This window comes from Bifidobacterium asteroides, assembly GCF_009683175.1.
Lineage (GTDB): Bacteria > Actinomycetota > Actinomycetes > Actinomycetales > Bifidobacteriaceae > Bombiscardovia > Bombiscardovia asteroides_H.
Genome location: NZ_WKKW01000003.1, coordinates 196,956 through 216,678, shown reverse-complemented (window position 1 = coordinate 216,678; position 19,723 = coordinate 196,956). Strand labels below are relative to the sequence as shown.

17 protein-coding genes are annotated in these 19,723 nt (G+C 63.1%); 1 reads left to right on the top strand and 16 read right to left on the bottom strand.

What is annotated here, in order from left to right; genetic code table 11:
* The 8 genes from GKC41_RS06175 to GKC41_RS06140 all read right to left on the bottom strand — a co-directional run bounded on the left by GKC41_RS06175 (nt 1) and on the right by GKC41_RS06140 (nt 11,430).
* A complete protein-coding gene (locus tag GKC41_RS06175) occupies nt 1-831 on the bottom strand; it encodes a DUF3710 domain-containing protein (protein WP_154313408.1) in 831 nt (276 codons plus the stop codon).
* A gap of 37 nt (nt 832-868) precedes the next feature.
* Complete coding sequence (locus GKC41_RS06170; RefSeq protein ID WP_154313407.1) at nt 869-2,866, bottom strand: dipeptide ABC transporter ATP-binding protein; 1,998 nt, start codon at nt 2,864-2,866, stop codon at nt 869-871.
* A gap of 11 nt (nt 2,867-2,877) precedes the next feature.
* On the bottom strand, nt 2,878-3,867 hold the full coding sequence (locus GKC41_RS06165; RefSeq protein ID WP_029678006.1) for an ABC transporter permease: 990 nt from the start codon (nt 3,865-3,867) through the stop codon (nt 2,878-2,880).
* Between the two features lie 31 nt (nt 3,868-3,898).
* On the bottom strand, nt 3,899-4,825 hold the full coding sequence (locus GKC41_RS06160) for an ABC transporter permease (RefSeq protein ID WP_029678005.1): 927 nt from the start codon (nt 4,823-4,825) through the stop codon (nt 3,899-3,901).
* Between the two features lie 190 nt (nt 4,826-5,015).
* Nucleotides 5,016-6,677 (bottom strand): peptide ABC transporter substrate-binding protein, encoded by a 1,662-nt coding sequence (locus tag GKC41_RS06155; protein ID WP_154313405.1) that lies wholly within the window; start codon nt 6,675-6,677, stop codon nt 5,016-5,018.
* Nucleotides 6,678-6,806: 129 nt separating this feature from the next.
* Entirely contained in the window at nt 6,807-8,477 is a 1,671-nt protein-coding gene (locus GKC41_RS06150; RefSeq protein ID WP_154313404.1) for a peptide ABC transporter substrate-binding protein, read from the bottom strand.
* A gap of 193 nt (nt 8,478-8,670) precedes the next feature.
* Nucleotides 8,671-10,344: a peptide ABC transporter substrate-binding protein gene (locus GKC41_RS06145; protein ID WP_154313403.1), complete on the bottom strand. Its 1,674-nt coding sequence runs from the start codon at nt 10,342-10,344 to the stop codon at nt 8,671-8,673.
* A gap of 153 nt (nt 10,345-10,497) precedes the next feature.
* Nucleotides 10,498-11,430, bottom strand: a complete 933-nt coding sequence (locus GKC41_RS06140) for a tyrosine recombinase XerC (RefSeq protein ID WP_324612068.1) — start codon at nt 11,428-11,430, stop codon at nt 10,498-10,500.
* Between the two features lie 103 nt (nt 11,431-11,533).
* Here GKC41_RS06140 and GKC41_RS06135 point away from each other — a divergent pair, with 103 nt between their 5' ends.
* Entirely contained in the window at nt 11,534-11,806 is a 273-nt protein-coding gene (locus tag GKC41_RS06135) for a DUF6725 family protein (RefSeq protein WP_154313450.1), read from the top strand.
* On the opposite strand, the gene GKC41_RS06130 is transcribed toward GKC41_RS06135, so the two are convergent.
* The 8 genes from GKC41_RS06130 to xerD form a co-directional block, all read right to left on the bottom strand.
* Nucleotides 11,796-12,833, bottom strand: coding sequence for a prephenate dehydrogenase (locus GKC41_RS06130; RefSeq protein WP_195760192.1), 1,038 nt, complete (start codon nt 12,831-12,833; stop codon nt 11,796-11,798). The two genes, GKC41_RS06135 and GKC41_RS06130, sit on opposite strands and share 11 nt — an antisense overlap.
* A gap of 65 nt (nt 12,834-12,898) precedes the next feature.
* Entirely contained in the window at nt 12,899-13,864 is a 966-nt protein-coding gene (locus tag GKC41_RS06125; RefSeq protein ID WP_154313402.1) for a prephenate dehydratase domain-containing protein, read from the bottom strand.
* Nucleotides 13,861-14,325 carry an alcohol dehydrogenase gene (locus tag GKC41_RS06120; protein ID WP_154313401.1) on the bottom strand — a complete coding sequence of 155 codons (465 nt, stop codon included), beginning with the start codon at nt 14,323-14,325 and terminating at the stop codon, nt 13,861-13,863. The genes GKC41_RS06125 and GKC41_RS06120 overlap by 4 nt, the downstream gene beginning before the upstream one ends.
* 71 nt (nt 14,326-14,396) lie before the next feature.
* Nucleotides 14,397-16,316, bottom strand: coding sequence for a translational GTPase TypA (gene typA / locus GKC41_RS06115; RefSeq protein ID WP_154313400.1), 1,920 nt, complete (start codon nt 16,314-16,316; stop codon nt 14,397-14,399).
* Between the two features lie 114 nt (nt 16,317-16,430).
* Nucleotides 16,431-17,093 (bottom strand): SMC-Scp complex subunit ScpB, encoded by a 663-nt coding sequence (scpB, locus tag GKC41_RS06110; RefSeq protein ID WP_154313399.1) that lies wholly within the window; start codon nt 17,091-17,093, stop codon nt 16,431-16,433.
* The gene (locus GKC41_RS06105; protein ID WP_324612067.1) at nt 17,090-17,893 is read right to left on the bottom strand and encodes a segregation and condensation protein A; all 804 of its coding nucleotides are present in this window, start codon (nt 17,891-17,893) and stop codon (nt 17,090-17,092) included. Before GKC41_RS06105 ends, scpB begins: the two co-directional genes overlap by 4 nt.
* Nucleotides 17,890-18,729 carry a ParA family protein gene (locus GKC41_RS06100; protein WP_154313398.1) on the bottom strand — a complete coding sequence of 280 codons (840 nt, stop codon included), beginning with the start codon at nt 18,727-18,729 and terminating at the stop codon, nt 17,890-17,892. The genes GKC41_RS06105 and GKC41_RS06100 overlap by 4 nt, the downstream gene beginning before the upstream one ends.
* A gap of 45 nt (nt 18,730-18,774) precedes the next feature.
* The gene (gene xerD, locus GKC41_RS06095; protein WP_198219764.1) at nt 18,775-19,704 is read right to left on the bottom strand and encodes a site-specific tyrosine recombinase XerD; all 930 of its coding nucleotides are present in this window, start codon (nt 19,702-19,704) and stop codon (nt 18,775-18,777) included.
* Between the last annotated feature and the right edge of the window lie 19 nt (nt 19,705-19,723).

The window sequence follows — 19,723 nt, the reverse complement described above, 5'->3', positions numbered from 1 at the left end:
TCAGCGGACCTCCGAGAACATGGGTCCACGAGACAGTGTGGTCTTCACCTCGGTCTGCTGGTCCGAGTCGAAGGGGCCCTCCGGCTTGCCGGGGATCTGCGCACTCTCATCGTCCTTGGACTCCGAATCTTCGGCTTCTCCCCGGCGCTGATTGGGGGTGACGGGCGCATGCATGGGAACCAGGTCACGGGGGGCCAGGGGCTCATCGCCACGGACCACGACCAGGTCGGCCAGGTAGCCGTCGAGCACATCCTTCTCCTTGCCACCCTTGGCTGCCGGGCCGGAGAAGATGCCTCGCAGCATCCAACGGGGTCCGTCGACGCCCACCACACGGGTCAGCAGGTTCTTGCCTTTGACTTTGACGGGCAGGGTCAGCTCCTTGCCGAAGACACCGTCCACCTCCTTGCAGGAGGGATTGGCCTTGAGCAGGTCGGCTCGGACCTCGTCCCACAGGCCCAAGGACTTGGGGGCCGCGAAGGGCTCCAGCTCCAGACTGGAGGACTTGTAGGTGATGGTGGCTCCCAGCACGTCGCCGGTCTGCGAATTGGCCTTGAGCCTGAGCTCACTGCCCTGCAGGAAGGGCAACATCAGGGCGCCGATGTCCAAGTACTCATCGGTGTCGGGGGCCTCGGGGTCCATGCTGTCCCAGGGGCCCTTCCCGCTCTGCTCGGCTTCGTCCTGCTCCGCAGCCGTCTCATCGCGGTCCGCCTCAGTCGTCAGATCAGATTTCTCAGTAGACTCCTCAGCGTCCTTGGACTGGTCCTTCCGATCCTCGAGGTCCTCCTCGGCCCGCTGCTTGGCGCGTTTCTTTCCGAAACCGAACAATCCCATGATGCCTCATTTCCTTGTGAGTCTGTGCAAAGGATACCTAGTCAAGACCCAGGCGCAGCTTGCCGCCGGGGATGGCGTCCAGCAGATCCTTGGTGTACTGGCGCTGCGGATGGTCGAAGACCTCGTCGGTGGTGGCATGCTCCACCAGCCGGCCGTGCTGCATGACCACCACCTCGTCGGCGATCTGCCTGACCACGGCCAGATCGTGGGTGATGAACAGGTAGCTGAGCCCTTGCTCGGCCTGCAGGTCGTTGAGCAGCCGCAGCACCTGGTCCTGGACCAGCACGTCCAGGGCGGAAACGGCCTCGTCGCAGATGATCACATCCGGATTCAGGGCCATGGCCCGGGCGATGGCGATGCGCTGACGCTGTCCGCCGGAGAGCTCGTTGGGATAGCGCCCCATGACCGACTCGGGCATCTCCACCATGTCCAGCAGCTCCTTGACACGCTTCTGCCGGGACTTGGCGTTGCCGATCTTGTGGATGCGCAGGGGTTCCTCGATGGAGCGGTAGATGGAATACATGGGGTCCAAGGAGCCATAGGGGTTCTGGAAGACCGGCTGTACGTGCCGCCGGAATTCCAAGAGCTGACGTCCGCCGAAGCCGGCGATGTCCTGGCCCTCATAGGTCACCTTGCCCGAGGTTGGCTTCAGCAGGTGCAGGACCATGTTGGCTACGGTGGACTTGCCCGAGCCGGACTCCCCCACAATGGCCAGGGTGGTCCCCCGCTTGACCGAGAAGGAGACGTCGTCCACGGCCTTGAACATCTCCTTGCGCCGGGGCAGCCTGAACTCTCGGGTCAGGTGCTCCACGGTGATGACGTGCTCGCTGCGCTCCAGGGTGCTCTCGCCCTTGACGTGGTGCTCCAGCAGGCCCTCGGCATCCTGACCGCGCTGCTTGGCGGAGATGATGCGCTGGGAGGCCAGTGAGGGCGCAGCCTGGACCAGCCGCTTGGTGTAGGGGTGCTGGGGGTGCTGCAGGACCTCCAGGCTGGGCCCGGACTCCACCACCTGACCCCGGTACATGACCACGATGTGCTGGGCGCGCTCGGCCGCCAGACCCAGGTCGTGGGTGATGAAGAGCACGGCGGTGCCCAGGGATTCGGTCAGGCTGCGCAGGTGGTCCAGAATCCGCTTCTGGACGGTCACATCCAGGGCACTGGTTGGCTCGTCCGCAATCAGCAGGTCAGGCCGGGAGGCCAGGCCGATGGCGATCAGTGCGCGCTGACGCATACCGCCGGAGAACTCGTGTGGATACTGACGGGCCCTGGTGGCGGCCTCTGGCAGTCCAGCTTCGGACAGCAGGCCGGCGATGCGGTCGTTCATGTCCGAGCCGGTCACATGCTCCTTGGCCAGCGTCCAGGCCGTGTCGTCATCCACACCGGCGTCGATCAGGGACTTGGCCACGCCCCAGCGGGTCTCGGATCCCACATCCCACTCGGCCTTCATGGCCTCCATGGCCTTGTCCACGTCGGCGACCCCGGCATCGTTCAGGGCCTTACGGGCGGCCTCGAGCAGGCCAGGCAAATCCTTGGAGGAGATGAAGAGCTCGTCGTCGGACTTCTTTACCTTCACCTCTTCGTCGCCGGCCAGGGCCTTGGCCAGCCGGGAGCGCTTCTCCCGGGAGACGTCCATATGGTTGGCGGTCAGCGCCTCCTTGACCTGGGAGCCGATGCGCCAGACCGGGTTCAGATTGCTCATGGGGTCCTGCGGGACCAGGCCCACCTGGGAGCCGCGCAGCGCCTCGTAGTCCCTGCGATCCAGGCCCACCAGCTCGCGGCCCTTGAGCCGGATGCTGCCGCCGGTCACCTTGCCGGTGCCGGGCAGAAGGCCCAAGACAGCCATGGCCGAGGTGGACTTGCCCGAGCCGGACTCCCCCACGATGGCCACCCACTGGCCGGGATAGACGTTGAAGGAGGCGTCGCGAACCGCGTGGACCGTGCGTCCATCGGCGGTGAAGTCCACCTGCAGGTCCCGCACGTCGAGCAGGGGCTGCTGCTCCTGATTGGTGGTCATGTTCTTGTCTGCTTCAGTCATGCTTCCTCCACTCAGGCCGTTCTGCTCTTGGGATCCAATGCATCCTTGACCGCGTCGCCCATCATGATGAAGGCCAGCACGGTGATGGCCAGGGCTGCGGATGGATAGAAGAGGACCGAGGGGTTGGTGGTCAGGAGGGTCTGGGCCGTCGAGATGTCCCCGCCCCAGGAGACCACGGTGGAGGGCAGGCCGATGCCCAGGAAGCTCAGCGTGGCCTCGGAGACGATGTAGGTACCCAGCGACATGGTGGCCATGACGATGACCGGGGCCAAGGAATTGGGCAGGATATGCCGGAAGAGGTTGCGCAGGGGCGTGGAGCCCAGGGCCGTGGATGCGGTGTTGAATTCCAGGTTTTTGGCCTCCAGGACGGCGCTTCGGGTGATACGCGCCATGTTGACCCAGCCGAAGAGGGTCAGGGTCAGGATGATCTTCCACAGTGAGGTGGATGTACGGAACATCTGCAGGAGCACGATGGCGCCCAGGATCATGGGGATGGCGAAGAAGATGTCGGTGATGCGGCTGAGCACTGCGTCGACCCAGCCACCGAAGAATCCAGCGATTGCGCCGATGAGTCCGCCGAAGACGGTAACCAGAATGGTGGTCATGATGCCGATGGCCACCGAGGTCCGGGCCCCGTGGATGACGCGGCTGTAGACGTCACAACCCTGCAGGTCGAAGCCGAAGGGGTGTCCCGGCCGACCTGGCTCCACGGAGTTGGACAGGTTGCAGGCCATGGGGTCCTGCTTGGCGAAGAGGTTGGGGAAGAGGGCCACCAGGATGACCACGATCGCCAGGATTGCGGAGATGATGAAGAGCGGGTTGCGCCTCAGGGTCTTCCAGGCGTCGGCCCACATGCTGGTGGGCGGCACGTCCTCATCCACCGAGTCCACCTCGCGAAGGGGCGTCTCGTCGATGGGGGCCACGAACCGCTCCTGCCCCGGCAAGGGGTCGGGGAAGTATACGCGGGCCTGGCTTTCGTTCTGTTCGCTTGACTCGTTCATTGCCGTTTCACTCATAGTCGGTCCCTCTCCCTCACGCATACCGGATTCGCGGATCGAGCACTGCGTAGAGCAGGTCGACCAGGAGGCTGGTTATGACGAAGATCAGGACCAGAATGGTCACGATGGAGACCACCAGGGTGCCTTCGCCCCTCAGGATGGCCTGGTAGAGGGTGTTGCCGACACCCTGGATGTTGAAGATACGCTCGGTGATCATGGCCCCGCCCATGAGTCCGCCGATGTCGGCGCCCAGGTAGGTGACCACAGGGATCAGGGAGTTGCGCAGCACGTGCCGCATAATGACGGACCGGTTGCTCATGCCCTTGGCCCGGGCCGTGCGCACGTAGTCCTCGGAAATGTTTGAGGTGATCTCCGTCCTGGTCAGACGGATGATGGAGGCCATGGATACCGATCCCAGCACGATGGCCGGCATGAGCAGATCAATGAAGCCCGGATTGGCTCCGGCTGTAGCTGGCAGCAGCTTCCATTTGACACCGAACAGATACTGCAGGATGAAGCCGGTGACGAAGGTAGGCACCGAAATCAGCAGCAGGGAGAGGACCAGGATGATGTTGTCCGACCACTTGCCCTTGGTCAGGCCTCCGATGATGCCGAAGATCACGCCGAAGATGCCCTCGAAGACGAAGGCCATCAGGGCCAGCTTGATAGTCACCGGGAAGGCCCTGCCGATCACGCTGATGACGGGCTGGCCGGCGAAGGTGTTACCGAAGTTCAAGGTCAGCGCGTTCTTCAGAAAGAGCACGTACTGCACGATGAAGGGCTTGTCGAGATTGTATTCCGAGCGTATCTGTGCGGCAACGGCCTGGTTGACCGGCTTGTCCCCGAACATGGCGGCCACAGGGTCGCCAGGAAGCGCGAAGACCAGCGCGTATATCAGCAGTGTCGTACCGAGAACGACGGGGATCATCTGCAGAATACGTCGCAGAAGATATTTTCCCATCGGCTATTCTCCTTTGTCATCCGCGACCGGGATCGGCATGGGGATCGGGGCCGCCGCAAAAATTCTTGTTTGAGTCTACCAGCACACCTCAACAGGGGTGCAGGAACACCAAGGCCGGCGCGGAGTGGATCCTTCCGCGCCGGCCCGGGCGGTGTCAGTTTCAAGGTGCGGGATTCAGACTCCCGTCACCTCACTTGCTGAGGTTGTAGTAGGCGGGGGTTCCCTTCCAGGTGAAGGAGAATCCCTTGACATTCTTGGCCGCCACGCCGTTGGAGTTCTGGTAGTAGAGCGGGACCGCGGGCAGGTCGCGGAAGAGCATCTCCTCGGACTGCTGGTAGATCTTGTTGGCCTCGTCGATGCTCTTGGCGGAGGCTGCCTTGTCCATCAGGCCGTCGAACTCGGGGTTCTTGTAGTCGCCGTCGTTGGATCCGTTGCCATTGGCTGCCGAGCTGGCGAAGTTGCTGGACAGGTAACTCTCGGGAGAAGGGTAGTCGGGCTGCCAACCCGAGCGGAAGGCCGAGTCGGTGAACTTGCGGTTCTGCACGTTGGAGCGGAACTCGCTGAAGGTGGGCAGAGGGTTGCCCGCAGCCTGGATTCCCAGGGCGTTCTTGATGGAGTTGGTGACGGCGTCGTAGATCTCCTTGTGGGCGCCGTCGGCGTTGAAGGCGATCTTGAAGGTGTCGCCCTCGCCCCAGGGGGAGATTTTGTTGGCCTCGGCCCAGAGCTCCTTGGCCTTGGACGGGTTGTACTTGAGCACGTCGGATCCCTTGATGCTGGTTGAATAGCCGGGGATGACGGGGGCGGTGAAGTCGTGGACCTCCTTGGCGGTTCCGGACAGCACCTTCTTGATGATGGTCGGCCGGTCGATGGCCATGGAGATGGCCTGGCGACGGAGCTTGCCCTCCTGATCCTGGCCGAAGTGCTTCATGTAGGTCGGGATGGTGAACATCTGGATGACCGAGCCGGGATCGTTGATGGCCTGGACCGTGTTGTCGGTCTGGAAGGTCTTGCGGGCCGAGGCAGGCAGGGTGTCCAGCACATCCAGGTTGCCGGCCTGCACGTCGCGGTAGGCTGCGGTGGCATCGGTGTAGGCGCGGAACTCAATGCCGCCGTTCTTGACCTTGATGCCGCCCTTGTAGGAAGGATCCTTGACCAGCTTGATGGCCTTGTTGTGCTCCCAGGACTGGAACTTGTAGGGTCCCACGGTCACCGGCTTCTCGCCGAAGGCCTTGGTGTCCTTGTAAAAGGACTCAGGCAGCGGCGCAAAGGCGGTGTAACCCACCTGAATGGGGAAGGTGGACGAGGGCGAAGTCAGATCCACAGTGAAGGTCTTGTCGTCGATGACCTTGAGGCCGGACAGCTGGACATCGCCAGGCGTGCCCTCCTTCTGCAGGTCGTCATAGCCCTTGATGTTGGCGAAGAAGCTGGAACCCAACTGCTTGTTGGCGATGTTGGCCGCCCAGGACCAGGCCTTGGTGAAGGACTGTGCGGTGACCGGGGTGCCATCCGAGAACTTCCAGCCGTCGTTGATGGTAACGGTGTACTGGGTGTTGTCCTCGTTGGCCTTGATCTGCTTGGCGATCTCGTTGGCCGGCTTGCCCTTGTCGTCGAAGCGGACCAGCTTGGAGAACATGACGTCGATGGGGTTTCCACCGCCCACCTCGTTGGTCATGCTGGGAATGAGTGGATTGGCCGGCTCAGGGTTGAAGACCGAGATGACGGCATCCGAGCTGCCGCTGTCGGTTCCCTTGGCTGAGGAGTCGGATCCGCCGGATCCGCCGCAGGCGCCCAGCGTGAGCGCCATGACGCACAGTCCGGCGCCAGCAATGGTCAGGGCCGATTGCTTCTTCATATATGCTGCTCTTTCCTTTGGTTGGTTTCCCGAATCCGCCGCTAGTACACAAGACCCGGGCACGAATCCGCTTTGATGCGGATCCGGCCGGGTCAGTGACGACGGATTATGCCGTTTCCGGCACGATCATCACTTCTTCTTGGACAACTCCGCGAAGTTCGGATAGCTGTTCCAGCCCAGAGTCAATCCCTGCACATTCTTGGCTGACGCACCCTTGTTGTTGGCGTAGTAGAGCGGCACAGCCGGCATGTCCTGCAGAAGGATCTCCTCGGCCTGCTGGAAAAGCTTGTTGGCCTCATTGGTGTCCTTGGCCTTGGCAGCCTGCTTCAGCAGATCGTCGAACTTGGGGTTCTTGTAGTCGCCGTCGTTGGACCCGTTGCCATCGGCAGCCGAGCTGGCGAAGTTGCTCAGCAGATAGCTCTCGGGCGAGGGGTAGTCGGGCGACCAGGCCGAACGGAAGGCCGCATCGTTGTAAGCGCGCTTGTTGACGTTGCCACGGAACTCGCTGAAGGTGGGCACAGGCGTGGCTATGGCCTTGATCCCCAGTGTGTTCTTGATGGAGTTGGCCATGCCGTCATAGAAGTCCTTGGCTCCGCCGTCGGCGTTGTAGACCATTTGGAAGCTCTTGTCGGCAGGCCACTTGCTGATGGCATCGGCCTTGGCCCAGTACTCCTTGGCCTTCTTGGCGTTGTACTTCAGATTATCGGAACCCTTGAGGTTCTTGGAGTAGCCGGGAATGGCCGGCGCGGTGAAGTCGGTGGGTTGCACACCCAGACCGCCCAGGACCTTGTCGATCAGCATCTTGCGGTCCAGAGCCATGGAGATGGCCTGACGACGCAGGTGGCCCTCCTCGTTCTGGCCGAAGTGTTCCATGGTGGTCGGGATGGTGAACATCTGCAGGACGGAACCAGGCTTGTTGTAGCCCTGAACCAGGTTGTCGGTCATGAAGGTCTTCTGGGCCGAGGTGGGAATGGTATCGATCGCGTCCAGGTTGCCCGCCTGCACATCGGAGTAGGCCGCAGCAACGTCGGTGTAGACCTTGAAGTCGATGCCGCCGTTCTGGACCTTGACATCACCCTTGTAGGTGGTGTTCTTGCGGAGCTTGACCATGGCGTTGTGCTGCCAGGAATCGAACTTGTAGGGGCCCGAGCTGACCGGGTTCTCGCCATAGGCCTTGGTGTCCTTATAGAAGGACTCAGGCAGCGGCGCAAAGGCGGTGTAGCCCACCTGGATGGGGAAGGTGGACGAAGGCGAGCTCAGATCCACGGTGAAGGTCTTGTCATCCACGACTTTCAGGCCGGACAGCTGCCCGTCCGCGGGCGCGCCCTGCTTCTGCAGATCGTCATAGCCCTTGATGTTGGCGAAGAAGCTGGAAGCCAGCTGCCCGTTGTTCACATTGGCCGCCCAGGACCAGGCCTGGGTGAAGGACTTGGCCGTGATTGGGGTGCCGTCCGAGAACTTGCGCCCATCGACCAGGGTGACCTTGTACTGGGTCATGTCATCGTTGCCCTTGATCTCCGAAGCCAGATCATTATGGGCCTTGCCTTGATCGTCAAAGCGGACCAGCTTGGAGTTGATGGCATCCACGACCTGCCCGCCGCAGCTCTCAACTGTGTTGCTGGGAATGAGCGGCTTGGCCGGTTCACACCCATGGACCGAAATGACGGTATCGTTGCTGGACTGGCTGCTGGACGACTGCTGTGCGCCCTTGGTGTCTGAACCTCCACCGCAGCCGCTTGCCAAAAGCGCCAAAGCACAGATGGTAGCGGACACGAGCGTAAGCTGTGAACCCTTCTTCATTGCTGCTGCTCCCTATATTGCTTATATTTACTGAGTGTCAACCTCACGTCTATGACCAGGAACAATGGGATGACCGAACCTCAAGGATCCCTGACTGACGTGTAAGCCACATTACGCCATATTCTGGTACGAAGATGTTTCGTAAAGCAAGTCTCATCTCATTTGCCGGTCTCAGGTCAGCAGCTGCTTGCCATCACTGGTCCTTGGAAAGCTCCGCGAAGATCGGGAAGCCATCCCAGCCCAGACGCATACCATGGACCATCTTGGCAGAGGCGCCGGTGTTGTTGGCGTAGTAGAGCGGCACCGCCGGCATGTCCTGCAGAAGAATCTCCTCCGACTGCTGGAAGAACTTGTTGGCCTCATCGGTGTCCTTGGCCTTGGCTGCCTGCTGGAGCAGGGCATCGAACTTGGGGTTCTTGTAGTCGCCGTCGTTGGACCCATTCCCATCGGCCGCAGAGCTTGCGAAGTTGCTCATCAGGTAGGTCTCAGGCGATGGGTAGTCGGGTGACCAGGATGACCTGAAGGCCGCATCATTGTAAAGGCGCTTTTTGACGTTGCCACGAAACTCGCTGAAGGTGGGCACGGGGGTGGCCTCGGCCTTGATTCCAAGCGTGTTCTTGATGGAATTGGCCATGCCGTCATAGAAATCCTTGGCACCGCCGTCTGCATTGTAGAGCATCCTGAAAGTCCTGTCAGCCGGCCACTGGCTGATGGCGTCGGCCTTGGACCAGTACTCCTTGGCCTTATTGGCGTTGTATTTGATCTTGTCCGAACCCTTGAGGCTCTTGGCATAGCCCGGGATGGTAGGTGCGGTGAAGTCGGTGGGCTGGACACCCAGACCGCCCAGGACCTTGTCGATCAACATCTTGCGGTCAATCGCCATGGAGATGGCCTGACGACGCAGGTGACCCTCCCGATCCTGGCCGAAGTGCTCCATGGCTGTGGGAATGGTGAACATCTGCAGGCCGGAACCGGGCTTGTTGTAGCTCTGGACCATGCTGTCCGTCATGAAGGTCTTGACGGCGGAGGTGGGAATCCTGTCAATCACATCCAGGTTGCCCGCCTGCACATCCGAATAGGCGGAACCCAAGTCGGTGTAGACCTTGTAGTCAATGCCGCCGTTCTGGACTTTGATATCACCGTTGTAGTCGCTGTTCTTGCCAAGTTTGATCATGCCGTTGTGCTGCCAGGACTCAAATTTGTAGGGGCCCGAACTGACCGGGTTCTCCCCGTAGGCCTTGGGGTCCTTGTAGAAGGACTCGGGCAGGGGCGCGAAAGCCATGTAGCCCACCTGGATGGGGAAGGTGGAGGAGGGCGAGCTCAAATCCACGGTGAAGGTCTTATCGTCGATGACCTTCAACCCGGAGAACTGGGCATCCGCAGGCACACCCTGCTTCTGCAGATCGTCAAAGCCCTTGATGTTGGAGAAGAAGCTGGCGTTCAGCTGGCCGTTGGTCACGTTGGCGCTCCAGGACCAGGCCCTTGTGAATGACTTGGCGGTGATTGGAGTGCCGTCCGAGAACTTGCGTCCGTCAGTCAGGGTGATCTTGTACTGGGACATGTCGTCGTTGCCCTTGATCTCGGAGGCCAGATCGTTGCGGGCCTTGCCCTGGTCGTCAAAGCGGACCAGTCTGGAGTTGATGGCGTTTACGACCTGCCCGCCGCAACTCTCCGCAGTACTGCTGGGAATGAGCGGCTGGGCCGGCTCGCATCCATGGACCGAGACCACTGTGTTGCTGCTGGGTTGGCTGCTGGACGACTGCTCGGCACCCTCTGTGTTGGTGCCGCCACCGCCGCAGCCGCTGGCCAAGAGCGCCAAGGCACAGATGGTTGCGGATACAAGCGTAAGCTTTGAACCCTTCTTCATGGCTACTGCCCCCTTGTTGAGCTGGTTCTCACCGTCGCGCGTACACCTCGAAGGTTCCTGACCGCCGTTCCTTGACTGACGTGTAGGCTGCGATACGCCACATTCTGATACCAGTATGTTTCACAGGACAGGTCTCGTCTCACTTGCCGAATCTCAGGCCCGGGGAAACGCCTGCCTGTACCGGGCCCGCAGCTGCTCGATGGAGACGTGGGTGTAGCGCTGGGTGGTTCGCAGGGAGGAGTGGCCCAGCATCTCCTGAACCTCGCGCAGGTCGGCTCCCCCATCCAGCATATGCGTGGCGGCCGAGTGCCGCAGGGCGTGGGGGGCGATGTCGGGCACACCGGCCTGACCGGCCGCCTGGTGGACCACCTTGCGGACCTGGCGCTGGCCAACCCTGCCGCCCAGCTGACCCAGGAAGAGGGCCTGACCCGCCTTGCGGGCCGATTTGGCCCTTGCGCCCGCCAGGACCGGCCGCCCCTCCCCCAGCCAGCGATCCAGGGCTCGATCGGCGGGCAGGCCATAGGGCAGGACCCGCTCCTTGGAACCCTTGCCCAGGACCTTTACAGTGCGGCTGCGCCTGTTCACGTCATCCAGATCCAGCCCGCACAGCTCGGCCACACGCATGCCTGTGGCGTACAGCAGCTCCAGCATGGCCGCGTCCCGCATCTGCAGGGCCGCCTGAACTTTCTCGTCCTCCCGGTGCTCGACCGGATCCTGGTCGACAGTATCCATCAGGGTGCGGGCCTGGTCGTGCGTCAGGATCCGTGGAAGGTGCTCGGACTGCTTGGGGCTACTCAGGGCCAGGGTGGGGTCAGTCTCGATGCGGCCGTGCCGGCTGAGCCAGCCGAAGAAGGACCTCAGCGCCGCTGTCTTCCGGGCCATGGTCGAGCGGGCGTGGGTCGATGCCTCGTGGGCCAGCCAGGACCTGATGGTGGCCAGGTCGATCTGTGCAGGGTCATCGATGCCGTGCAGATGCATCAGGTGCAGGAAGCCCGCCAGATCGGCCCGATAGGATCGCACGGTATTGGGACTCTTGCCTGCCACCCGGGAAAGATAGTCGGTAAAGTCCTGCAGATCCTGGTCCACTACGGGCGCTCCCTTCGCTTGGCTGTGCAGTATATGCAATACAGTCTAGGCTCTTTCACCCCGTCGCAGCCGCAGGCGATACTGACCCAGGAGGTGGATGGCCATGCGTTTGCCAGCAACCATACCGGCCGGAGCACGGCTGGTGGTCAGGATTGCCCTGGGACAGGACCCGGAAGACGGAAGGCCCAAATTCCGCGACTATGTGGGCCATGTGGTCGACTGGGACGGACGGCGGCTGATCCTGGACAGGGACCCGGCGGCCAATGGGTCGCGTCCCGGGGAGCGCGTGACCCTTCAGGCGGCAGACATGGTGGCGCTGAAGCCGGTCCCGGAACGCCGCTCGCCCCGCCCGGACCCTTCCAGTCTCAGTCGATGACCGGCGGGTACAACACCCGGGCCCGGCTTGTGGTCAGGAAGGCCGAGACCTGCTCCCCGCGCAGGGCCGAATCCAGCAGATCCTGCCGCCAGTTGCCCTCCTGCGAATCCAGTTCCAAATCAGTTGTGGGGATTTGCTCCTGGTCGCTCAAGGCAGCCTTGTAACGCCGGAAGGGATCGGCCTGGAGGAAGAAGTCCTTACGCCTTTCGCCGGTCTCCGGCTTCTGATCCCGCAAAAGGGAAGCCGTGCCCTGCAGATTCTCGACCAGGACATCCAGAAGGTCGGCCACCTGGTCTGCGTTCTCCTCCACCATGGCCCGGGTTCGTTCCGGGTCGGTCAGGGCCACACGGGTCATGTCCCGCCAGGATCCGGCCGCCAGGGCCGAAGCCACACGGCGGTCAGGCGACCTTGTCAGCATGTTGGCCAGGGCGGTGGCCACCACATGGGGCATATGCGAGATCAATGCCACAGCACGGTCATGGGTGGCATCGTCCAGGACAATCAGCCGGTTGCCCAGCCCCTGAGTGACCATGTCGGCCACTGTCAAAAAGCGGCTGTAGTCCGTATGCTCATCGACGCATAGAGCCCAAAGGGCATCTTCCAAAAGGGCCGGGTCCGAGTCCTCATAGCCGGAGCCTTCGCTGCCTGCCATGGGATGGGCGCCTACATAACGATCGGCCAGACCGGCCTGCTCGACCTGCCTGCGGACCGGTCCCTTGACGCTGCCCACGTCGGTCAGGGTGGTGCCACGGGTCAGCACGGGTGCCAAGGCCTGGAGCACGTCGGGCATGGCCCGCAAGGGGGTGGCCAGCACAAGCACGTCGGCCTTGCCCTTGGCCAGCTCCTCCAAGGTGTCGACGCAATGGATTCCCTGGCTGCGGGCCTGCTCATAGGGACGGTCGTTATGGTTCCATGCAATCACGAACCGGCCACGGGCGGCCAGGCGACGGGCCAGCGACCCGCCGATCAGACCCAGTCCCGCCACGGCGATCTTGTGGGCCGAGGTCAGCACCGGCGAGGCGGCCATGCCTGCTATCGGGTGCATGTGCTCGGGCCCGGACAGGTCCATGTGTGGGAAGGTCGCGGATTCATCTACCATAGCAACTCCTTGCTGATCGTCTCGGAATCAGGGTCCTCACCCCGGAAGGCCCCCGCCCTGGGCAGCATCCATTCACGGATGGGGGGAGCTGGATGCGGGGTGCGCGGATGGACCGCCAGGGTCTTGAGCCAGTCCCCCCTTTCCAGCAGGTCGGCCAGCACCTGATGCAGACCCTTCTGCCACGGTGCGGCGTCGATGCTGGCTACAAAGCTGTAGGTCCCGTCGTGCCCTTTGATGGGCCGGGACATGAATGAGGTCATGTTCAGGCCCGCATCGCGCAGACGGTCCAGCAGGTTGGCCAGCACGCCCGGCCCGGTATTCAGGGGGATAAAAGTGACAATGGACTCGAAATCCCCTCCCGGCGTCAGACGGCGTGCCAGCCCGGCGGCCTGATTCCGGGGAGCCAGCATCAGAAAGTCGGTGCGGGCCCCCTGATAGTCCTGAACCTCACGCCGGTAGGTCTCCAGTCCGTAGAGGCTCCCGCAGATGCGCGGACCCAGAGCCACCTGATCGGGGCCCAGATCACGGCAGGCCGCAGCGTTGGAGTTGGCTGTCACCGGATTCAGGCCGGTCTCTTTGATAAAGCCCTTGCACTGGGCCAGTCCATGAGGGTGGGCGCCCACCTGGCGCAGGGGGCCATGGTCGGCCCGGACGAAGGCATCGAAGACGATGGGCAGGCGGACCATGCCGAAACCCGCTACCGATTCAGCGTCGATCAGGGCATCCATGTTGGGCACCACATGACCCTCCACGTTGTTCTCCCAGGCCAGCACCCCCCAGCCTCGGCCCTCCTCCACGGCAGCCACAATGGCGGCCGCATCCGTGCAGGGCCTCAGATACGCCTGGCAGCCCAGCCTTGTCTCCATGAGGTTGGCGGCCTCAAGGGCGGCCTGATGGGTGAAGGTCCCCTCGGGTCCCAGGAAGTGCAGGGGAATACGGTCTGACGAAGCCTGGCTCATGCGGATCGCCCATGACGACGCAGGGGACCGTCAGCAAACCAGGAGGCCGGCAGGCAGATGGCCAGGGTCTGGATAAGGACCAGTCCACCCATCCAGAGGAAGACCGCATACTTGGCAAAGAATGTGGGGAAGTTGGCGTAGGGCATGAGCACATCACCGCCCGGCCCCCGCATGGAGAGCAGCCAGACCGTGACCGTCGAGGCCACCAGATGCAGGGCCAGACCCATGGTGCCGCTGTCGCAACGGACCCACCAGGAGGCCAGAGCCACCAGCAGATAGGCCAGGACCATCCCCCAGGGCAGACCCTGGGCGGCCCCGGAACGCTGGACCAGGGTTCCCAGCACGCCAACAGCCAGACCGATGGGCAGTCCCAGCAGGCAGCGGAAGAGACTTGCCTTGCCAGACTCCCCCGTCGAATGGGAGGCGGCCTGGTCCTTGGATTTGAAAACCTGAGACTTCATGGGTTCAAGACTAGTCCGACCCGGTCACCGTGGGGCGGCCGGGTCGGACTGTTCTGATTGTGAGAGAAGACTTACTTCTTGTTGGCCCTGCGCTGGCGGGCGTTCCACTTGTACCAGGCATCCCTGTCCAGGATGATCTTGCGCACGCGGATGGACTCGGGGGTCACCTCCACGCACTCGTCATCGTTGGCGAAGTCCAGGGACTCCTCCAGGCTCATGTCGATGGGCGGGGTCAGGGTCTCCAGCACGTCGGCGGTGGAGGAACGCATGTTGGTCATGTGCTTCTCCAGGGTGATGTTGATGTCCAAGTCGCCGGGCTTGTTGTTGATGCCCACGATCTGCCCCTCGTAGACGGGCGACTGGGGCTTGACGAAGAACTCGCCGCGGGCCTGGAGCTTCTGCATGGCGTAGGGGCTGGCCTTACCTGAGCGGTCGGAGACCATGGACCCGTTCTGCCGGGTCTTGATGTCGCCCGCCCAGGGGGCGTAGCCGGCGGAGATCGACGAGGAGATGCCGGTGCCTCGGGTGGCGGTCAGCAAGGCGGTGCGGAAGCCCAGCAGGCCACGGGAAGGCACGGTGAACTGCATCCTGACCCAGCCGGATCCATGGTTGGTCATGGTCTCCATACGGCCCTTGCGGTCGGCCATGAGCTGGGTGACCGCGCCCATGTACTCCTCGGGCACGTCGATGGTGTCGGACTCCATGGGCTCCTGAAGCTTGCCGTCCACGGTCTTGGTGACCACCTGGGGGCGGCCCACGGTCAGCTCGTAACCCTCTCGGCGCATCTGCTCGGCCAGGATGGCCAGGGCCAGCTCGCCACGGCCCTGGACCTCCCAGGCGTCGGGACGGTCGGTGGGCAGCACCTTGATGGAGACGTTGCCGATCAGCTCGCGGTCCAGACGGTCCTTGAGCATGCGGGCAGTCAGCTTGTGATCCTTGCCCTCGGTGCCGGCCAGGGGCGAATCGTTGGTGCCGAAGGTCATGGAGACGGCCGGGTCATCCACGTGAATCAAAGGCAGGGGGCGGGGATCGTCCTGGTCGACGATGGTCTCGCCGATCATGATGTCTTCCACACCTGCCACAGCCACGATGTCTCCGGGGCCGGCCTCATCCACCGGGAAGCGCTGCAGGCCCTTGGTGCGCAGGATCTCGGTCAGTTTGAAGTTCTCGATGGACCCGTCCACGCGCGACAGACCGTACTGGCGGCCCTTGGTCAGGGTGCCGTTGTAGATGCGCACCAGGCCCAGACGGCCCAGGTAGTCCGAGGCGTCGATGTTGGTCACATGGGCCTGCAGGGGCGCGCCCTCCTCGTACTCCGGGGCGGGGATGTTGTTCAGGATGGCCTCGAAGAGCGGCTCCAGGTCGTCGTTGTCGGGCACAGCGCCGTCGGCGGGTTGGTTGACGGAGGCCTTGCCGGCCTTGGCTGCGCAGTAAATCACCGGCAGATCCAGGAGGGAATCCAGGTCCAGGTCCACTCCCTCCTCGCTCACGTCCTGGGCCAGACCCAGGAGCAGATCGGTGGACTCGGAGACCACCTCGGAGATGCGGGCATCGGGACGGTCGGTCTTGTTGATGACCAAAATGACGGGCAGCTTGGCCTCCAGGGCCTTGCGCAGGACGAAGCGGGTCTGGGGCAGGGGTCCCTCGGAGGCGTCCACCAGCAGCACCACGCCGTCGACCATGGAGATGCCGCGTTCCACTTCGCCGCCGAAGTCGGCGTGGCCGGGGGTGTCCACCACATTGATGGTGATGCCGTCGGGCTGGCCCAGCTTGGGTGCCAGAGGGCCTGTGTACTTGACGGCGGTGTTCTTGGCCAGGATGGTGATGCCCTTCTCCTTCTCCAGGTCGTTGGAATCCATGACCCGGTCGGGCACCTCCTCCCGTTCGGAGAAGACGTGCGACTGCTGCAGCATGGCGTTGACCAGGGTGGTCTTACCGTGGTCAACGTGTGCCACAATCGCCACATTTCGTATATCGCCGCGTACCGCCATCAAAACCTCATTCTCGTGAATGCTATCCATGCCCCCACCGACCTGTCTGCCGGCTGGCGTGGTCCAGGAATTGGACAAACAGAGACAAGTGTAACCGCCTTGTGTGACAGGCGATCACTGCTCCTCGCCCTGGGGCGAACCCTGGGCCGGATCCGGGGACTGAAGCTGACCGGACAGCTCCTGGCGGGCCTGGGCCAGGGCCGAGTCCTCGTCGGGCAGGAAGGGGGCCAGGGAGGGCAGATCCTCCAAGGATTGCAGGCCCATCCGTTCAAGGAAGAGATCAGTGGTGACCAGCAGGGCGGCGTGGGTCTGCTCGTCCAGGCCCTCCTCACGAACCAGGCCGCGCACCAGCAGGGCCCGGATGACCCCGTCGGAGTTGACCCCGCGGATCTGACCCACCTGGGCACGGGTCATGGGCTGGCGGTAGGCCACGATGGCCAGGGCCTCCAAGGCCGCCTGGGAGAGGCGTGCCGTCTGACCGTCCTTGACGAAAGCCGCCACAACGGGCTGGTAGGCGGCCCGGCTGGCCAGTTGCCAGCCCCGGGCGGTCCGGCGCAGTTCGAATCCTCGGTCGCTGTAGGACTCGGCCAGCGATTCCAGGGCGGCATTGACCGGTGCCGGGTCCACGGCCAGAACCCGGGAGAAATCCTCTGCAGTCAGCGGCCGGTCCGTGGCCACCAGAATGGCCTCCAGACAGGCGGCCAGTCCGCCGGGAAAGTCCTGCACGTCGAAGTCCACATATTCGGGACGGGTATCGGGAGCCGAGGATTGGCTCATGCAAAGTCCCCCTCACTGATCAAGGCCGTTTCCGGCTCCTGGGTCGGCCCTACCCAGCGCAGGTAGAGCGGCTGATAGGGGCCATCCTGACGATACTGGATCAATTCCTGCCTGAAGAAGATCAGCACGGCCAGGAATCGGGCCACCACCTGTGCCCGGCCCTTGGAGGAGGCAACCAGATCGGCGAAGGCCACCGGCTGGCCGGGCTGTGCCAGCAGGGCCCGGCGAACCTGGTCGGCCTCCTTGTTCAGATCAACCAAGGGCACGTGCAGCTGGTCCAAACGAACCTCTGAAGCCGGAGCGTTGACCAGGGCATTGGCACAGAGCAGGGCCAGATCCTCTGGTTTCAGAGTCCAGACCAGATCAGGCAACAGATGGGTCAGCTGGGGCTCCAGATGGCCGGGATGCGGGTAGCGGCCCGAGTTGGCGGCCAGCCTGGCTCGGAAGTCCTGCCCCGCCTGCTTGAAAGCCCGGTACTGCAGCAGCCTGGCGAAGAGCAAATCACGCTCCCGGAGGGCATCCATGGAGGCCTGGTCGCGCATGGACTCGTCCTCCACCGGCAGGAGGGCAGCGCTCTTGGCCTCCACCAGAACCGAGGCCACATCCAGGAAGGCGCTGGCCTGGTCCAGGCCCTGGCTGAAGTCCAGGGTGCGCACATAGTCCAGAAATTCCCCGGTGATAGAGGCCAAGGAGACCTCCGTCAGGGAGAGTTTTCGGTTGGCCAGCATGCCCAGCAGCAGGTCGAAGGGCCCCTGGTAGACATCCAGATCGACGGCAAAGCCGTCCGATGATCCGCTCACGCCACGATGCCGCGGGCGATCAGCTCCCGGGCGACCTCCCGATACTCCTTGGCGGTCTTGTGCTCGGGGGCGAACATGGTGATGGGCTCGCCGGCCACCGTGGCGTCGGGCAGCTTGATGGACCGGCTGATGATGGAGTGCAGGACCTTGTCCTTGAAGGCCTCGTATATGCGCTGAAGCACCTCATCCGAATGCAGGGTCTTGGTGTACATGGTGACCAGTACCCCGTAAACCTGCAGGTCGGGGTTGATGCGGCTGCGAACCTTCTCTATGGATTGCATGAGCAACGCTACACCGCGCAGGGCGAAGAACTCGGCCGCCACAGGAATGATGACCCCGTCCGCGGCGGTCAGCGCGTTGACGGTCAGCAGACCGAGCGAGGGCTGGCAGTCGATGATGATGGCGTCATACTCCTGCCGCAGGGGCCGGATGGTGGCCGCCAGGGCCTGTTCCCTGCCGACCTCGGTGACCAGCTGAATCTCTGCGGCTGACAGATCGATGTTGGCCGGAATGATGTCCAGACCGTCAAAACGGGTGTGCCGGACCACCTCGTGAACATCCAGGGTGGTGTCGAACATGGCGGTGTAAATGGTGTTGTCCACGCTGTTGGCATTGATGCCCAGACCCACGGTGGCCGCGCCCTGGGGGTCGAAGTCCACAATCAGCACCCGTCGCCCATACTGGCACATGGCCCCAGCGATGTTGATCGATGAGGTGGTCTTGCCCACGCCGCCCTTCTGGTTGCACATGGCGAGGACACGGGCCGGGCCGTGCTGTTTCAAAGGCTCCGGGGCAGCGAACGTCTCATACTCGCGCCCTAACAAATCCGTAGGCATGCCTCTACCCTATCAAGTTTCCGACCGCATTCGCGGGTTGGCGGGTCAGCGAGCGCGAGGATGGGCCGTCTGGTAGGTCTCCATCAGGGCCTGGGGGCTTACATGCGTGTAGATCTGCGTCGTGGTCACCGAAGCGTGGCCCAGCAGCTCCTGGACCGACCGCACATCTGCGCCTCCCTCGAGCAGATGAGTGGCGAAGGAGTGCCGCAGGGTGTGGGGGTGCAGGGGCCTGTTCAGGCCCGCACGGCGACCGGCATCCCTGACTACCTGCCAGACCGTCTGCCTGGTCAGCCGCTTGCCGCGCTTGTTGAGGAAGACGGCCCGCAGCTCCCTGCCCTTGGTGGCCCGATTGCACAGGCTGGCCCGTCCCAGATTCAGGTAGGTCTGCATGGCCTGGCAGGCATAGGATCCCATGGGCACCAGACGCTGCTTGTCGCCCTTGCCGGTCAGACGGACCACCCGCTCATCCAGGTCCATGTCCTCAAGGTTGGTGCCTACGGCCTCCGAGACCCGGCAGCCGGTGGCGTACATGAATTCCAGCAGGGCCTTGTCTCGCAGGACCACCGGATCCTTGGACCCGCCCATGGCGGCCACATCCAGCAGCCGGGTCACCTGGTCCACGTCCAGCACATCCGGCAGGGCCGAGGTACCCTTGGGAGCCTTGACAGTACGGGAGACATCCTGGTCGGTCACCCCCTGCTTGAGGGCGAACCGATGCCACTCATGGACGGCGGCCATCCTCCGCGAGCGGCTGGCTGGACTCTCATCGGCCAGATGGGCAAGAAAACCTTCCACATCGGCGGTCTGGATCTGCTCCAGGCTGGTGATGCCGCGGCCGGACAACCAGTTGATATACATGGTCAGATCGGACTTATAAGCCTTGACCGTGGCGGGTGCAAGACCCCGCTCCAGACCGGTGTAGGCCAGGAACTGGTCCAACAATGCGGTCAGCCCCTCCTGATGATCACCGTCCACTACCGCTTAACCTCCGGTT